13 protein-coding genes are annotated in these 15,777 nt (G+C 72.7%); 4 read left to right on the forward strand and 9 right to left on the reverse strand.

Annotated elements, in window-relative coordinates:
* Nucleotides 1-136: 136 nt before the first annotated feature.
* The 4 genes from ACFY9V_RS08790 to hrcA all read right to left on the reverse strand — a co-directional run bounded on the left by ACFY9V_RS08790 (nt 137) and on the right by hrcA (nt 4,364).
* Nucleotides 137-871: a 16S rRNA (uracil(1498)-N(3))-methyltransferase gene (locus tag ACFY9V_RS08790; RefSeq protein WP_391160295.1), complete on the reverse strand. Its 735-nt coding sequence runs from the start codon at nt 869-871 to the stop codon at nt 137-139.
* Nucleotides 868-1,932, reverse strand: a complete 1,065-nt coding sequence (locus ACFY9V_RS08795; RefSeq protein WP_391116785.1) for a nitronate monooxygenase — start codon at nt 1,930-1,932, stop codon at nt 868-870. The genes ACFY9V_RS08790 and ACFY9V_RS08795 overlap by 4 nt, the downstream gene beginning before the upstream one ends.
* A 281-nt stretch (nt 1,933-2,213) precedes the next feature.
* Nucleotides 2,214-3,347: a molecular chaperone DnaJ gene (gene dnaJ, locus ACFY9V_RS08800; protein WP_355348854.1), complete on the reverse strand. Its 1,134-nt coding sequence runs from the start codon at nt 3,345-3,347 to the stop codon at nt 2,214-2,216.
* A complete protein-coding gene (gene hrcA / locus ACFY9V_RS08805) occupies nt 3,348-4,364 on the reverse strand; it encodes a heat-inducible transcriptional repressor HrcA (protein WP_355348857.1) in 1,017 nt (338 codons plus the stop codon). It lies immediately after the preceding gene.
* Nucleotides 4,365-4,627: 263 nt separating this feature from the next.
* Here hrcA and ACFY9V_RS08810 point away from each other — a divergent pair, with 263 nt between their 5' ends.
* Together ACFY9V_RS08810 and ACFY9V_RS08815 are read left to right on the forward strand one after the other, a co-directional pair.
* Nucleotides 4,628-5,380 (forward strand): MBL fold metallo-hydrolase, encoded by a 753-nt coding sequence (locus tag ACFY9V_RS08810; RefSeq protein ID WP_391160297.1) that lies wholly within the window; start codon nt 4,628-4,630, stop codon nt 5,378-5,380.
* 23 nt (nt 5,381-5,403) lie between these two features.
* Complete coding sequence (locus tag ACFY9V_RS08815) at nt 5,404-6,228, forward strand: DUF3097 family protein (protein WP_391047525.1); 825 nt, start codon at nt 5,404-5,406, stop codon at nt 6,226-6,228.
* Between the two features lie 21 nt (nt 6,229-6,249).
* Here ACFY9V_RS08815 and hemW read toward each other — a convergent pair whose 3' ends face one another.
* The 4 genes from hemW to lepA all read right to left on the reverse strand — a co-directional run bounded on the left by hemW (nt 6,250) and on the right by lepA (nt 13,660).
* Nucleotides 6,250-7,482 (reverse strand): radical SAM family heme chaperone HemW, encoded by a 1,233-nt coding sequence (gene hemW / locus ACFY9V_RS08820; protein ID WP_391160299.1) that lies wholly within the window; start codon nt 7,480-7,482, stop codon nt 6,250-6,252.
* A gap of 170 nt (nt 7,483-7,652) precedes the next feature.
* Nucleotides 7,653-9,569 carry a SpoIIE family protein phosphatase gene (locus tag ACFY9V_RS08825; RefSeq protein WP_391160301.1) on the reverse strand — a complete coding sequence of 639 codons (1,917 nt, stop codon included), beginning with the start codon at nt 9,567-9,569 and terminating at the stop codon, nt 7,653-7,655.
* Between the two features lie 161 nt (nt 9,570-9,730).
* Nucleotides 9,731-11,614 carry an AMP-dependent synthetase/ligase gene (locus tag ACFY9V_RS08830; RefSeq protein ID WP_355348869.1) on the reverse strand — a complete coding sequence of 628 codons (1,884 nt, stop codon included), beginning with the start codon at nt 11,612-11,614 and terminating at the stop codon, nt 9,731-9,733.
* 174 nt (nt 11,615-11,788) lie between these two features.
* The gene (gene lepA / locus ACFY9V_RS08835; protein ID WP_391116797.1) at nt 11,789-13,660 is read right to left on the reverse strand and encodes a translation elongation factor 4; all 1,872 of its coding nucleotides are present in this window, start codon (nt 13,658-13,660) and stop codon (nt 11,789-11,791) included.
* Between the two features lie 265 nt (nt 13,661-13,925).
* On the opposite strand from lepA, the gene rpsT reads away from it, so the two are divergent.
* Complete coding sequence (gene rpsT, locus ACFY9V_RS08840; RefSeq protein ID WP_188280821.1) at nt 13,926-14,186, forward strand: 30S ribosomal protein S20; 261 nt, start codon at nt 13,926-13,928, stop codon at nt 14,184-14,186.
* A 270-nt stretch (nt 14,187-14,456) separates the two neighbouring features.
* On the opposite strand, the gene holA is transcribed toward rpsT, so the two are convergent.
* Nucleotides 14,457-15,443 (reverse strand): DNA polymerase III subunit delta, encoded by a 987-nt coding sequence (gene holA, locus ACFY9V_RS08845; RefSeq protein ID WP_355348876.1) that lies wholly within the window; start codon nt 15,441-15,443, stop codon nt 14,457-14,459.
* Between the two features lie 60 nt (nt 15,444-15,503).
* Here holA and ACFY9V_RS08850 point away from each other — a divergent pair, with 60 nt between their 5' ends.
* A complete protein-coding gene (locus ACFY9V_RS08850; protein WP_391047534.1) occupies nt 15,504-15,743 on the forward strand; it encodes a hypothetical protein in 240 nt (79 codons plus the stop codon).
* Nucleotides 15,744-15,777: the final 34 nt, after the last annotated feature.

Raw genomic sequence — 15,777 nt, forward strand, 5'->3', positions numbered from 1 at the left:
CCCCCGGCTCCCCATGTCCCCATTCGTCCCATCCCCCCAACCTCCGCCCGCGACCGCCCTCCCGTAAATCCCCCGAAGGCAGGACCTTCCCCTTACGGGTGGCTGCCCCGCCCGTAAGGCCGGGTGGGTCGGAAGGTCAGGACCAGCGGCCGGTGCGGGCGAGGAGGACGGAGGCGGCGGCCACCCCGGCGGTGGAGGTGCGCAGGACGGTGGGGCCCAGGCGGTAGGCGGTGGCGCCGAGCGTGGCGATCTCCTCGGCGGAGACCCCGCCTTCCGGCCCGACGACGAGCACGACGGACCCGGACGCGGGCAGCGCGGCGGAGGCCAGCGCGGCCGAGCCCTCCTCATGGAGGACCCCGGCGAATTCGGCGCCGGCCAACAGCCCGGCGACCTGACGGGTCGTCATCAGGTCCGCCACGGAGGGAAACCGCAGGCGCCGCGCCTGCTTGGCGGCCTCCCGCGCGGTGGACCGCCACTTCGCCAGGGCCTTGGCGCCCCGGTCACCGCGCCACTGGGTGACACAGCGGGCCGCCGCCCAGGGAACGACGGCGTCGACCCCGGCCTCCGTCATGGTCTCGACGGCCAGCTCCCCGCGGTCCCCCTTGGGCAGCGCCTGGACGACGGTGATCCGCACGGCGGGCTCGGGTTCGACCCGCGTCTCGCGTACCTCGACGTCGAGCACGTCCTTGCCGGAGACGGCGGCGACCACCCCGTAGGCACCGCGCCCGCCCCCGTCCGTGAGGACGATCGCCTCGCCGGGCGTGAGGCGGCGCACGGAGACCGCGTGCCGCCCCTCGGGCCCGGTGAGGGTGACGGTGGACGGGGAGCCGTCCAGCGCGGCGGGTTCGACCAGGAAGACGGGGGCCGTCATGCGAGCGCCTCCCGGGCGGCGTGGAGTTCTTCGACGAGGAGTTCGACCAGGCGCCCGGCGGAGACGTCACGGGCCAGCCGATGGCCCTGACCGGCCCACAGGGCCATGCCCTGCGGATCGCCCGCCGCGGCGGCGGCCTTGCGCAGCCCGGAGGTGAGGTGGTGGATCTGCGGGTATCCGGGCGGCGCGTACGGCCCGTGCTCGCGGATGAAGCGGTTGAGCAGCCCGCGCGCGGGCCGCCCGGAGAAGGCGCGGGTCAGTTCGGTGCGGGCGAAGACCGGATCGGTGACGGCCCGCTTGTGCAGCGGACTCGCCCCGGACTCCGGGCAGACCAGGAACGCCGTGCCGAGCTGCGCCGCGTCCGCGCCCGCCGCGAGCACCGCCGCGACCTGCCCGCCGCGCATCAGCCCGCCCGCCGCGATCAGCGGCAGCTGCACGGCCTCGCGTACCTGCGGCACCAGCGACAGCAGCCCGAAACCCGCGCCGTCGAGCTGCGGGTCGTCGCGGTGGGTGCCCTGGTGGCCGCCCGCCTCCACGCCCTGGACGCACACCGCGTCCGCCCCCGACCACTGCGCGGCCAGCGCCTCGGACGGCGAGGTGACCGTCACGACGGTGTACGTACCGGCCTTCGCGAAGGCGTCGAGCACCGAGCGCTCCGGGCACCCGAAGGTGAAGCTCACCATCGGCACCGGGTCCTCCAGCAGGATCGCGACCTTCGCGTCGTACGCGTCGTCGGTCCCGCTGTCCGGGTCGCCCAGCGGCGTCCCGTACCAGGCGGACTCCCCCGCCAACTGCTCGGCGTACACCGCGACCGCGGACGGATCCGCCGTCGCGGGCTGCGGCATGAACAGATTCACCCCGAACGGGTGCGAGCTGAGATGCCGGACCTGCCGGATCTCCTCGTACATCGCCTCGGAGGTCTTGTACCCGGCGGCCAGAAAGCCCAGGCCGCCCGCCGCCCCCACGGCCGCGGCGAGCTGCGGATTCGACGCGCCTCCGGCCATCGGCGCCTGAATGATCGGATACGCCGAGAACGACGAGAGATCGGTCAACGCGGACATGCCGTTCATCGTGCCATGCCGCCTCCCGGCGAGGTGCGGTACCCCGTGCGGGGCGCGGCCCCCGCGTCCGCCTCACGTGAGGCGGTGCCTCGTTTTTCAGGGCGCGGGGAACCGCGCGACAAGCCCCCGCCGGGCCGGTGGTCCGAGGACGTAGCGATCCGCCCCTCTGGGGCCGGTGGTGACCCGCGGGAGCCATTCGGCCGGTCCGCGGTTCCCCGCGCCCCTGAAAAGACCGGCTCACCCCCCCCGCGGGGGGCACCCTCGTGCGGAGCGCGGGCGCGCTACCGCCCGTTGAAGGCGTCCTTGAGACGGGAGAAGAGGCCCTGCTGGCCCGGCGCGAACTGCCCCAGGGGCCGCTCCTCGCCGCGCAGCACGGCGAGCTGCCGCAGCAGATTCTCCTGCTCGGCGTCGAGCTTGCTGGGGGTGAGGACTTCGACGTGCACGACGAGGTCGCCGCGCCCGCCGCCGCGCAGGTGCGTGACACCGCGCTGGTGGAGCGGGATGGACTGGCCGGACTGCGTGCCGGGCCTGATGTCGATCTCCTCCAGGCCGTCCAGCGTCTCCAGCGGGCACTTGGTGCCGAGGGACGCGGCCGTCATCGGGATGGTGACCGTGCAGTGCAGGTCGTCGCCGCGCCGCTGGAAGACCGGGTGCGGGACCTCGCGGATCTCGACGTAGAGGTCACCGGCCGGGCCGCCGCCGGGGCCGACCTCGCCCTCGCCCGCGAGCTGGATACGTGTGCCGTTGTCGACACCCGCGGGGATCTTGACGGTGAGCGTACGGCGGGAGCGGACCCGGCCGTCGCCCGCGCACTCGGGGCAGGGGGTGGGCACGACGGTGCCGAAGCCCTGGCACTGCGGGCAGGGCCTGGACGTCATGACCTGGCCGAGGAAGGACCGGGTGACCTGGGAGACCTCGCCGCGACCGCGGCACATGTCGCAGGTCTGCGCGGCGGTGCCGGGCGCGGCCCCCTCGCCGTTGCAGGTGCCGCAGGTCACGGCGGTGTCGACCTGGATGTCCTTGGTAGTGCCGAACGCGGCCTCGTCCAGCTCGATCTCCAGCCGGATCATCGCGTCCTGGCCGCGCCGGGTGCGCGAACGCGGCCCGCGCTGCTGCGACTGCCCGAAGAAGGCGTCCATGATGTCGCTGAAGTTGCCGAAGCCCGCGCCGAAGCCGCCCGCGCCGCCTCCGCCACCGGCGGCCAGCGGATCGCCGCCGAGGTCGTAGACCTGCTTCTTCTGCGGGTCGGAGAGCACCTCGTAGGCGGCGTTGATCTCCTTGAACCGCTCCTGCGTCTTGGGGTCCGGATTGACGTCCGGGTGCAGCTCACGGGCGAGCCGGCGGAACGCCTTCTTGATCTCGTCCGGGCCTGCGTCGCGGCGCACGCCGAGAACGGCGTAGTAGTCCGTGGCCACTTACGACTCCGCCAGGATCTGTCCGACGTAACGTGCCACTGCGCGTACCGCTCCCATCGTTCCGGGGTAGTCCATGCGGGTCGGTCCGACCACGCCGAGTTTGGCGACTGCCTCGTCGCCCGAACCGTAGCCGACCGCCACCACCGAAGTGGAATTGAGCCCCTCGTGAAAATTCTCATGACCGATCCGTACGGTCATGCCCGAATCCTTGGCCTCGCCGAGCAGTTTGAGGAGCACCATCTGCTCTTCGAGGGCTTCGAGCACCGGCCGGATCGTCAGCGGGAAGTCGTGGTTGAACCGGGTGAGATTCGCCGCGCCGCCGAGCATGATCCGCTCCTCGGTCTCCTCGACGAGCGTTTCGAGGAGCGTGGCGAGCACGGCGGTGACCGCGGGGCGGTCGTCCGGGTCGAAGCCGTCCGGCAGGTCCTGGACCAGCGGGGGCACGTCCGCGAAGCGGCGGCCGACGACCCGGCTGTTGAGCCGGGCGCGCAGGTCGCCGAGCACGGTCTCGCCGATCGGCGCGGAGCAGTCGATGAGCCGCTGTTCGACGCGGCCGGTGTCGGTGATCAGCACGAGCATCACGCGGGCGGGCGCCAGCGGCAGCAGTTCCACGTGCCGGACCGACGAGCGGGTCAGCGACGGGTACTGCACGACGGCGACCTGCCGGGTGAGCTGCGCGAGCAGCCGTACCGTACGGCCGACCACGTCGTCGAGGTCGACCGCGCCGTCCAGGAAGTTCTGGATCGCGCGGCGCTCGGCCGACGACAGCGGTTTGACGCCCGCGAGCTTGTCGACGAAGAGCCGGTAGCCCTTGTCGGTGGGAATGCGGCCAGCGCTGGTGTGCGGCTGGGCGATGTATCCCTCGTCCTCCAGGACCGCCATGTCGTTGCGCACGGTGGCGGGCGAGACGCCCAGCCGGTGCCGTTCGGTGAGCGCCTTGGAGCCGACCGGCTCCTCGGTCCCGACATAGTCCTGGACGATGGCACGCAGCACTTCGAGCCTGCGTTCGCTCAGCATCGCGCACCTCCAGCCGTATGGCCTCGTCCGTCTACCGGTCCTTAAAACCGCCCTGGCCTGGCACTCCTGCGTTTCGAGTGCCAGCCGCCCCGCAGCAAGTGTACGGCGAGGTAGCGAGGGCGAGGCAAGGGCACCGTACGGGTGGGCGAAGTGTGGCGGGATGGGCGGCGGTACGAGGCGACGGAGCGGCGGTCGGCGACGGGCGGCAGGGGACGGCGGGGGACGACGGGCGGCGCGGGCGCGGCGGCGATAGCGTCGGTCACGTGAGATCTGCGGAACCGGCGGAGCCGGTGGAGGGCACGGGGTGGGAGCAGCTGGCTCCCGGTGTCGCGCGGCGGCGGCTGCCGCATCTGGATGTGACCATCGGACTGGTGGTCGGCGACGACGGTGTGCTGCTGGTCGACACCGGCTCCACGCTGCGGGAGGGCGCCGAGCTGCGGGCCCAGGTCGAGGCGCTGACCGGCAGGACCGTCACCCATGTCGCGCTCACCCACGGCCATTTCGACCACGTCTTCGGCACCGCGGCCTTCCCCGGCGCCGAGGTGTACGGGCAGACGTCGCTGGCCGCGCTGCTGCGGCGCGAGCGGGAGGCGCTGCGCGAGTCGGCGGTCGCCTTCGGCACCGACCCGGCGGAGGCGGCGCGGGCCGCCGAGGCCCTGGTGCTGCCCGACCACCCGGTCAGCGGCGAGTACGCCCTGGACCTGGGCCGCGACCGTCCGGTGCTGCTGGTCCACCCCGGCCCCGGCCACACCCGCAACGACCTGGTGGTGGTCGTGCCGGGCGCCACCCCGAGCGATCCCGCCGTGGTCTTCTGCGGCGACCTGGTCGAGGAGTCGGGCGAGCCGCAGGCCGACGACGACGCGGCGCCCGACCGCTGGCCCGGCACCCTGGACGCGCTGCTCGCCCTCGGCGGCGAGACGGCCCGTTACGTGCCCGGCCACGGCGCGGTGGTCGACGCCCGCTTCGTACGGGCCCAGCGCGACGCGCTGGCGGCCCGCTTCGGGTCCGTCGCGTAGCCGCCCTGGTTACGATCTCCCTCATGCGCAGCAGGAGTTACGACGACCCCGACCTCACTCCCCCGTGGAAGCGGAGTACCCCCGCGCCCGAGGTGGCCGCGGAGCGGGATCTGGTGGTCGAGGAGGTCGGCACCGGTTTCTGCGGGGCCGTGGTGCGGGTGGAGAAGACCGCCGAGGGGCTGACGGTCACGCTGGAGGACCGCTTCGGCAAGCACCGCGTCTTCCCGATGGAGCCGCGCGGCTTCCTCATCGACGGCAAGCAGGTCACCCTCGTCCGCCCGCAGGCGCCGGGCCCGCGCGGGCCCCTGCTGTCCGCCTCCGGCTCGATCGCGGTCACCGGCGCGAAGGCGCGGGTGGCGCGCGCCGGACGGATCTACGTCGAGGGCCGGCACGACGCCGAGCTGGTCGAACGCGTCTGGGGGCACGACCTGCGCGTCGAGGGCGTCGTGGTCGAGTACCTGGAGGGGGTGGACGACCTCCCGGCCATCGTCGAGTCCTTCTCGCCGGGGCCCGACGCCCGCCTGGGCGTCCTGGTCGACCACCTGGTGCCGGGCTCCAAGGAGTCCCGTATCGCGGCGGCGGTCACCGGGGCGGACGTCCTGATCGTCGGCCACCCCTATATCGACGTGTGGGAGGCCGTGAAGCCGTCCTCCGTCGGCATCCGGGAGTGGCCGCGCGTCCCGCGCGGCGAGGACTGGAAGACGGGGGTCTGCCGCAGCCTCGGCTGGAACATGACGACGGGTGAGGCGTGGCAGCGGATCCTGGCCTCGGTCCACACCTACAAGGACCTCCAGCCGGAGCTGCTGGGCGCGGTGGAGCACTTGATCGACTTCGTGGCGGCGCCGTAAGGAGCCGCCCCGGGGCGGCTCCTAGTCGACCAGGTCCCTGACGACGGCGTCGGCCAGGAGTCGGCCGCGCAGGGTGAGGACGGCGCGGCCGTCCGCGTAAGGACCGGCCTCCAGGAGGCCGTCCGTTACCGCGCGGGCGGCGGCGCGGGCGCCCTCCTCGGCGAGGAGGTCGAGGGGGCAGCCGTCGGCGAGGCGCAGTTCCAGCAGGACGCGCTCGACGCGGCGGTCCTCCGCGGTGAGGATCTCCCGCCCGGCGCCGGGTGAGCGTCCTTCGCCGAGGGCCTGCGCGTAGGCGCCGGGGTGCTTGACGTTCCACCAGCGCACGCCGCCGACGTGGCTGTGGGCGCCGGGCCCCGCGCCCCACCAGTCGGCGCCGGTCCAGTACAGCTCGTTGTGGGTGCAGCGCCCGGCGGGGGTGGTGGCCCAGTTGGAGACCTCGTACCAGGTGAAGCCCGCGGCGGCCAGCCGCTCGTCCGCGATGAGGTAGCGGTCGGCGTGCACGTCGTCGTCGGTCATGGGCACCTCGCCGCGCCGGATCTGCCGGGCGAGCCGCGTGCCCTCCTCGACGATCAGCGCGTACGCGGACACGTGGTCGGGACCCGCGGCGACGGCCGCGTCCAGGGAGGCGCGCCAGTCGTCGTCGGACTCCCCCGGCGTGCCGTAGATCAGGTCGAGGTTGACGTGCTCGAATCCGGCGGCGCGCGCCTCGGCGACGCATGCCTCGGGCCGCCCCGGGGTATGGGTGCGGTCCAGCACCTTCAGTACGTGCTGCCGCGCGCTCTGCATCCCGAACGACACCCGGTTGAAGCCGCCCGCGCGCAGTTCCGCGAGGTAGCCGGGGTCGACGGACTCCGGGTTGGCCTCCGTGGTGATCTCGGCGCCGTCGGCGAGGCCGAATTCGTCGCGGATCGCGGCCAAGGCGCGGACGAGGTCGGCGGCGGGCAGCAGCGTCGGGGTGCCGCCGCCGACGAAGACCGTCTCGACCGGGCGCGGGTCGTCGCCCAGGACCTTCCTGGCCAGCCGGATCTCGTCGGTGAGCACGTCCGCGTAGTTCTCGCGGGAGGCGAGGGCGCCGCCCGAGCCGCGCAATTCGGTGGCGGTGTAGGTGTTGAAGTCGCAGTAGCCGCAGCGCGTCGCGCAGTACGGCACGTGCAGGTAGAAGCCGAGCGGCCGGTCCGCCGCCCCGTCGAGCGCGTGCGCGGGCAGCGTCCCGTCCGCGGGCACGGGCTCACCATCAGGCAGTACGGAAGGCATCTGTCCAGTATCCGGTACGCGCGAGGTGCCCGAATCCGCGCGGTCGCCGGCCTCGCTCGGGTCGCGGTCCCGGTCCCGCTCGGATGCCGGTCGCGGCCCCGCTCGGGTCCCGGTCCCGGCCCCGCTCGGGTCCCGGTCCCGGCCCCGTTCGGACGCCGGTCCCGGCGCGCTCACCTCGCCTGGAGGACCAGCAGCGCCAGGTCGTCGGCGGGCGGCGCGTCGTCGTACTCGTGGACCGCGCGCCTGATGCGTTCCGCGACGGCGACGGCGTTCAGCCCCACGCAGCCGCCGAGCGCCGCCGCCAGGCCGTCGTCGTCGTCGAACTGCCGGTGCCCGCGGCGGCGTTCGGTGACGCCGTCGGTGACGCACAGCAGTGTCTCGCCGGGGGTGAGGTCGAAGGACTCGCAGTCGTACCGTGTGTCGTCGCCGATGCCGAGCAGCATCTGCGGACTCGCGGCCTCGCGTACCCGCCCGTCCGGGGTGAGGACCAGCGGCAGCGGGTGGCCTGCCGAGGCGAGCGTGCAGCGGGCGCCGCGGCCTGTGGCGTACGGCACAATCTCGCCGTAGAGCAGCGACAGGAAGCGGGCCTGGCCGCCCTCCCAGTCGCCGGTCTCGCCGATCAGGGCGGTGGCGGCCTCGTCGGCGAGCGCCTTGTTGAGGCGGTCGAGGACGTCGGGGACGCCGTAGCCCTCGCGGGCCAGCAGCCGCAGGACCGGGCGGGCGATGCCGGTCAGCGAGGCGGCCTCGGGGCCGTTGCCGCAGACGTCGCCGAGGGCGAAGCACCAGCGGCCGTCGCCCGCGGGGAACAGGTCGTAGAAGTCGCCGCCGACCCAGTCGCCGGCCGTGGGCTCGTACACCACGGCGTGGTCGACGCCGGGGATGCGGCCCGCGGCGGGCGGCAGCAGGCCGCGTTGCAGGACGGTGCTGATCATCGCCTGGCGGGCGTACTGCCGCGCGGTGTCCACGGCGAGCGCGACCCGGCGCCCGAAGTCCTCGACCAGGCCGACCACCTCGCCCGGCAGACCGAGCAGGCCGGTGCGGCCGAGCAGCAGCGTGCCGTGCCAGCGCCCGGCGGCGACCAGCGGTACGGCCAGCGCGCCGCCGTGCTCCCACATGTCGTCGGTGGCCGGCCAGGGCCACGGCATGGCGCCGCCGAGGCGGGTGCCGGAGCGCAGGCCCGGCGGGGGCGGGGTTTTCTCCAGTACGGCGCGCAGGCCGTCGATACGGTGCTCCGCGCCGTGCCAGACGCTGGACAGCCGTGGCCGGCCGCCGGTCCCGTAGAGCCAGACCGCGCACCAGTCCGCGAGCCGCGGCACGAGGAGCTGGGTCGCCAGCACGGCCACGTTGTCCTCGTCGAGCTGGCCCGCGAGCAGGTCGGACGCCTCGGCGAGGAAGGACAGGGAGCCGCGGTTGATCCAGTCGGAGTCCGCTTTCCGGGCGGAGCCGGAGGGCGCGGGCGCCAGGATCTCGGCGGCCCGCAGGCCGCGCCGTAGCGGCTCCTCGCTCTCGTCTTCGCTCTCTTCGCTTCCTGCGGCCGGGGACGGGCCGGTGAGGTCGAGGCGGCACCAGACGGTTTTACGGTCGCGGCGGTAGCTGATGCCCCAGGCGTCGGACAGGGCGGCGACGAGTTGCAGGCCGCGACCGCCTTCCCTGTGGTCGCCGGGGTCCGGCCGGTCGTCGCCGCGCAGCACCCGTGCCGGGTACTGGTCGGACACCTCGATCACCAGACCGGGCTCCCGCGACCCGCTGTCCCCGAACGCCTCCGCCGCCGCCTGCGCTCTCGTCTCCAGTCGGCACAGGACGTCCACGGTGGTGCCCGCGTGGATCACCGCGTTGGTCACCAGCTCGCTGACCAGCAGGATCGCGTCGTCCACGACCTGTTCGGTGAACGCGGCGGCCTCCGGCAGGCCCTGGCTCGTCCAGTCGGCGAGCGCGGCCCGCAGGAAGCGCCGGGCGGCGCCCGCCGCGAGCTGATTGCCGGGCAGCGTGGTCCCGGCAGCGGTGCCGGTGCTGATACCGGCGCCGGTACGGGTGCTGGCGGTACGGGTGCCGGTGCCCTCGCGGGGGCGTGGCGGGTCGAGCCTCACAGGCGGCTCCCGAGGATGCGGCGACAACGCACACACCGTGACACACCGAACCCGTCCGAACGCGCCGCGTGACCCCCGGGGTCCCCCGAATCGGTCCCCGCCCGGCCAACTCCGGGCGCGGCGCGCCCGCGAGGGGTACCCTGCGCGCCGCTCGCGGGGGCTTACGCCTCGCGCGCTCCGGCGTACATCTCCTCGATCAGCGGGGCGAATTCGCGCTCGACGACCGGGCGCTTGAGCTTCAGGCTCGGGGTGAGGTCGCCGTGCTCGATGTCGAGGTCGCGGGGCAGGACGCGGAATTCGCGGATCTGCTGCCAGCGCTGGAGGTTGTCGTTGACGCGCTGGACGTAGCCGGCGATGAGTTCGCGGACCTCGTCGGTGCCGACGACATCGGCGTACGAGCGGCCTTCGAGGCCGTGCTCCGCGGCCCAGACGAGGATGGTGGGCTCGTCGAGGGCGAGCAGCGCCGTACAGAAATTCCGGCCGCCGCCGACGACCAGGACGTTGCTGACGAAGGGGCACACCGCCTTGAACTGTCCCTCGACCTCGGCGGGCGCGATGTACTTGCCGCCCGAGGTCTTGATCAGGTCCTTCTTGCGGTCGGTGATCTTCAGGAAGCCGTCGGGCGACAGTTCGCCGATGTCGCCGGTGTGGAACCAGCCGTCGGACTCCAGCACCTCGGCGGTCTTCTCGGGCAGCCCGTGGTAGCCCTGCATGATGCCGGGGCCGCGCAGCAGGATCTCGCCGTCCTCGGCGATCCGGACCTCCAGGCCGGGCAGCGCCTTGCCGACGGTGCCGGTGCGGTAGGACTCGCCGGGGTTGACGAAGCTGGCGGCGCTGGACTCGGTGAGGCCGTAGCCCTCCAGGATGTGGATTCCGGCGCCGGAGAAGAAGTAGCCGATCTCGGGGGCGAGCGCGGCCGAGCCGGACACGCAGGCGCGCAGCTTCCCGCCGAACGCCTCGCGGATCTTGGCGTAGACGAGCTTGTCGGCGATCGCGTGCTTGGTGCGCAGGCCGACCGGCACGGTCGGGACGCCGGTCAGCCGCATGCTGTTCTGCGCGGCCTTGGCGTACTCGCGGGCGACCTCGGCCGCCCACAGGAAGATCTTGTACTTGGCGCCCCCGCCCGCCCTGGCCTTGGCGGCGACCCCGTTGTAGACCTTCTCGAAGATCCTCGGCACGGCGGCCATGTAGGTCGGCTGGACGACCGGCAGATTCTCGATGATCTTGTCGACGCGGCCGTCGACGGCGGTGACGTGGCCGACGGTGATGTGCCCGGCGGTCAGCACCTTGCCGAAGACGTGCGCGAGGGGCAGCCACAGGTACTGAACGTCGTTCTCGTCGAGCAGCCCGATCGCCTCGATGGCGCGCGCCATGTACGCCCAGCAGTCCTGCGGCAGCCGGACGCCCTTGGGGCGGCCCGTGGTGCCGGAGGTGTAGATGAGGGTGGCGAGCTGGTCCTTGGTGATGGCGGCGACGGCGTCGGTGACGGCGGCCGGGTGCCGCTCCAGGTAGGCGGCGCCGCGCTTGATCAGCTCGTCGAGCGACAGCACCCAGCCGTCGCCGTCCGTGTCGGCCGCCCCGGCCGCGTCCATGACCACGACATGCGTCAGCTCGGGCAGCTCGGCGCGGCGCTCGCGGGCCTTGGCGAGCTGCGCCGCGTTCTCCGCGATCAGGACGCGGCTGCCGGAGTCGGCGAGGATGAACGCGGTCTCGTCGGCGTTGGTGCTCGGGTAGACGGTGGTGGTGGCCGCGCCCGCGCACAGGATGCCCAGGTCGGCGAGGATCCAGTCGACCGAGGTGTTGGACGAGATCGCCACCCGCTCCTCGGGCCGGATGCCGAGGTCCATCAGGCCGGCGGCGATGGCGTAGACCCGCTCGGCGGCGGCGCCCCAGGTGAGCGCCTGCCAGGTGTCGGGGCCCTGGCCGCTCTCGGACGGGACGGGGAAGCGGTACGCCTCCGCGTCGGGGGTCGCCGTCACGCGCTCCAGAAAGAGCGTCGCCACGGAGGGCGGCCGATTCTCGATCAACGTCTGTGTGTCGGTCACGACAACCTCCGGGCCCGCGCCTGTGTTCTTAACTCACCAGTAACCTACGTCGGATCAGGGTAGAGGGCCGACGCCCGGCGCGTAAGAGGGGAAGGCCCGCCGGTTGCCCCGGACGCCCCGTTCGCCTCATCCCCTGCCGCTTCGGCCCCGGACCCCGCCCCTCACCTGCTTCTTCTACTTCTTCGCCTTCGACTCGCCCTCGGAGTCGGTCGACAGGACGGCGATGAACGCCTCCTGCGGCACCTCCACGTTGCCGACCATCTTCATCCGCTTCTTGCCTTCCTTCTGCTTCTCCAGCAGCTTGCGCTTACGCGAGATGTCACCGCCGTAGCACTTGGCCAGCACGTCCTTGCGGATGGCGCGGACGGTCTCGCGGGCGATCACGCGGGCGCCGATGGCGGCCTGGATCGGCACCTCGAAGTTCTGCCGCGGGATCAGCTCGCGCAGCTTGGCCACCAGCCGGACGCCGTACGCGTACGCCTTGTCCTTGTGGGTGATCGCGGAGAAGGCGTCCACCTTGTCGCCGTGCAGCAGGATGTCGACCTTGACCAGGTCGGCGCTCTGCTCGCCGGTGGGCTCGTAGTCGAGCGAGGCGTAGCCGCGGGTCTTGGACTTCAGGTTGTCGAAGAAGTCGAAGACGATCTCGGCCAGCGGCAGGGTGTAGCGGATCTCGACCCGGTCCTCGGAGAGGTAGTCCATGCCGAGCAGCGAGCCGCGCCGGTTCTGGCACAGCTCCATGATCGCGCCGATGAACTCGGTGGGCGCCAGCACCGTCGCCCTGACCACCGGCTCGTAGACCTCGGCGATCTTGCCCTCGGGGAACTCGCTGGGGTTGGTGACCGTGTACTCGGTGCGGTCCTCCATGACGACGCGGTAGACCACGTTGGGCGCGGTCGCGATCAGGTCGAGGCCGAATTCGCGCTCCAGGCGCTCGCGGATCACGTCGAGGTGCAGCAGGCCGAGGAAGCCGACGCGGAAGCCGAAGCCGAGGGCGGCGGACGTCTCCGGCTCGTAGACCAGCGCCGCGTCGTTGAGCTGGAGCTTGTCCAGCGCCTCGCGCAGCTCGGGGTAGTCGGAGCCGTCCAGCGGGTAGAGGCCGGAGAACACCATGGGCTTGGGGTCCTTGTAGCCGCCCAGCGCCTCGGTCGCGCCGCGGTTCAAGGTGGTGATGGTGTCACCGACCTTGGACTGCCGTACGTCCTTCACACCCGTGATCAGATAGCCGACCTCGCCGACGCCGAGGCCGTCGTGCGGCTTCATCTCGGGCGACGAGACACCGATCTCCAGCAGCTCGTGGGTGGCGCCGGTGGACATCATCTTGATCCGCTCACGCTTGGTGAGCTGGCCGTCGATGACCCGGACGTAGGTGACCACGCCCCGGTAGGAGTCGTAGACGGAGTCGAAGATCATCGCGCGGGCGGGCGCGTCGGCGACGCCGACCGGCGGCGGCACGTCCTGGACCACCCGGTCGAGCAGCGCGTCCACGCCGACGCCGGTCTTCGCCGAGACCTTGAGCACATCGGAGGGGTCGCAGCCGATGAGGTTGGCCAGCTCCTCGGAGAACTTCTCCGGCTGGGCGGCCGGCAGGTCGATCTTGTTCAGCACGGGAACGATCGTCAGGTCGTTCTCCATCGCCAGGTAGAGGTTGGCGAGGGTCTGCGCCTCGATGCCCTGCGCCGCGTCGACCAGCAGGACCGTGCCCTCGCAGGCGGCCAGCGACCGCGAGACCTCGTAGGTGAAGTCGACGTGGCCCGGGGTGTCGATCATGTTCAGGATGTGCGTGCTGCCGGTGCCGTCGCCCGTGGTCGGCGCCCAGGGCAGCCGGACGGCCTGCGACTTGATCGTGATGCCCCGCTCGCGCTCGATGTCCATCCGGTCGAGGTACTGGGCGCGCATCTGGCGTGCGTCGACGACGCCGGTGAGCTGGAGCATCCGGTCGGCGAGGGTGGACTTGCCGTGGTCGATGTGCGCGATGATGCAGAAGTTGCGGATCAACGCCGGGTCGGTACGGCTCGGCTCCGGCACATGGGAAGGGGTCGCGGGCACGCAGGGTCCATTTTCTCGGGTCGGGCGGGCTGGTTGCTCGGGGCGAGCGGGGCTGGCGTAAGGGCTATCGTCCCATGGTTGCGGCACCGGCACCGGTTTGGGCCGTCCTGTGAACGGCTGGTAGCCTGGAGCACTGTGCCTCGTGCCCTCTAACCCGAGGCATCTGCTCGTTTCAGTACCAAGCGGCAAACCCCGAGCAGCACACCCCAAGCAGCACACCCCAAGCAGCAACCCAAGTATCAATCGAACCTGAGAAGGCTCTTTCGTGGCGAACATCAAGTCCCAGATCAAGCGGAACAAGACCAACGAGAAGGCGCGCCTGCGCAACAAGGCCGTCAAGTCCGAGCTGAAGACCGCGATCCGTCGCACCCGCGAGGCCGTGGCCGCCGGTGACGCCGAGAAGGCCACCGAGGCCGCTCGTCTCGCCGCCAAGAAGCTCGACAAGGCCGTCAGCAAGGGCGTCATCCACAAGAACCAGGCCGCCAACAAGAAGTCGGCGCTGGCTCAGTCGGTCTCCGCTCTCTGATCTCCGCTCTTTCGATTCATCGCGGGCAACCGGACCCAGCGGCCCCTCTACCGCCCGGACCCGCACTTCGCACCACCGCGGTCGCGCACGATCTGCGTTCGCCACGCGGGCGCGACCGCACCCAGTGAGAGCACTGACGTGAACCGCCCGTCCGGGAGTCCCGGACGGGCGGTTCTGTTGTCCGAGGGCCGCTGTCGGAGGGGTGCTGCCGCTGCACGGGGGGCGCTGTCCGAGGGCCGCTGTCCGAGGGTCGCGCGGTCCGGTCTCCGGTCAGGAGCGGGCGCGGGACGCCTGGGCGATGGTGACGACGGCCTTCTCCAGGGCGTAGGCGGGGTCGGCGCTGCCGCCCTTGACGGCGGCGTCGGCCTCGGCGACGGCCCGCAGGGCGGTCGAGACGCCGTCCGCGGACCAGCCGCGGATCTGCTGCCTGACCCGGTCGATCTTCCAGGGCGGCATGCCGAGGTCCCTGGCGAGCTGGCCGGGGTTGGCGCCGCGCGGCGCGGAGGCGAGCTTGCCGATGGCGCGGACGCCGGAGGCCAGCGCGAAGGTGATGCCGGGCAGCGGCTGGCCGACGGACAGCGCCCAGCGCAGCCGCTCCAGCGCCTCCGCGGTACGGCCGGTGACGGCGAGGTCGGCGACCTCGAAGCCGGTGGCCTCGGCGCGGCCGGTGTAGTAGCGGGCGACCACGGCCGCGTCGATGGTGCCTTCGATGTCGGCGACGAGCTGCGCGCAGGCGCTCGCCAGCTCCCGCAGGTCGCTGCCGATCGAGTCGACCAGGGCCTGGGTGGCCTCGGGCGTGGCGGAGCGGCCCAGCGTACGGAACTCGCCGCGCACGAACGCCAGCCGGTCCGCGGGCTTCGTCATCTTCGGGCAGGCCACCTCGCGCGCCCCGGCCTTGCGCGCCGCGTCCAGCAGCGCCTTGCCCTTGGCGCCGCCCGCGTGCAGCAGGACCAGCGTGATCTCCTCGACGGGCGCGGCCAGATACGCCTTGACGTCCTTGACCGTGTCCGCCGACAGGTCCTGCGCGTTGCGCACCACCACGACCTTGCGCTCGGCGAACAGCGACGGGCTGGTCAGCTCCGCCAGCGTGCCCGGCTGGAGCGCCTCGGGGGCCAGGTCCCGCACATCGGTGTCCGCGTCGGCCGCGCGGGCCGCCATGACCACCTCGCGCACGGCGCGGTCGAGCAGCAGGTCCTCCTGGCCCACGGCGAGCGTGAGCGGAGCGAGCGGGTCGTCTGAAGCAGTCTTCCTGGCCATCGCCGCCCAGCATCCCACGGGGGTCGGACATCGCCGCACCGCGTCGGGGACACTGGTGCGGTGAGCGACGTACGACATGTGCTGGTGCTGCCCGACCGCGACGCCGCGGAGGAGGTCGCCGAGCTGCTGACCGCGCGCTTCGCCCTGCGCGAGGAGCCGCACCTGGTCCGGGACGCCCTCGCGGGCGAGGACGACGCCGAGGACGCCCAGTGGCTGGTGGTCGTCGAGGACAGCGACGCCCGTCTCGACACGTCGGCGCTGGACGCGCTGGCCGCGCAGTTCGAGGGCTGGCTGGAGTAGCGGGGCCGGGTGCGCGGGGCGGCCTGCGCGGGGC

The sequence above is a fragment of the Streptomyces sp. NPDC008317 genome, assembly GCF_042955955.1.
Classification (GTDB): domain Bacteria; phylum Actinomycetota; class Actinomycetes; order Streptomycetales; family Streptomycetaceae; genus Actinacidiphila.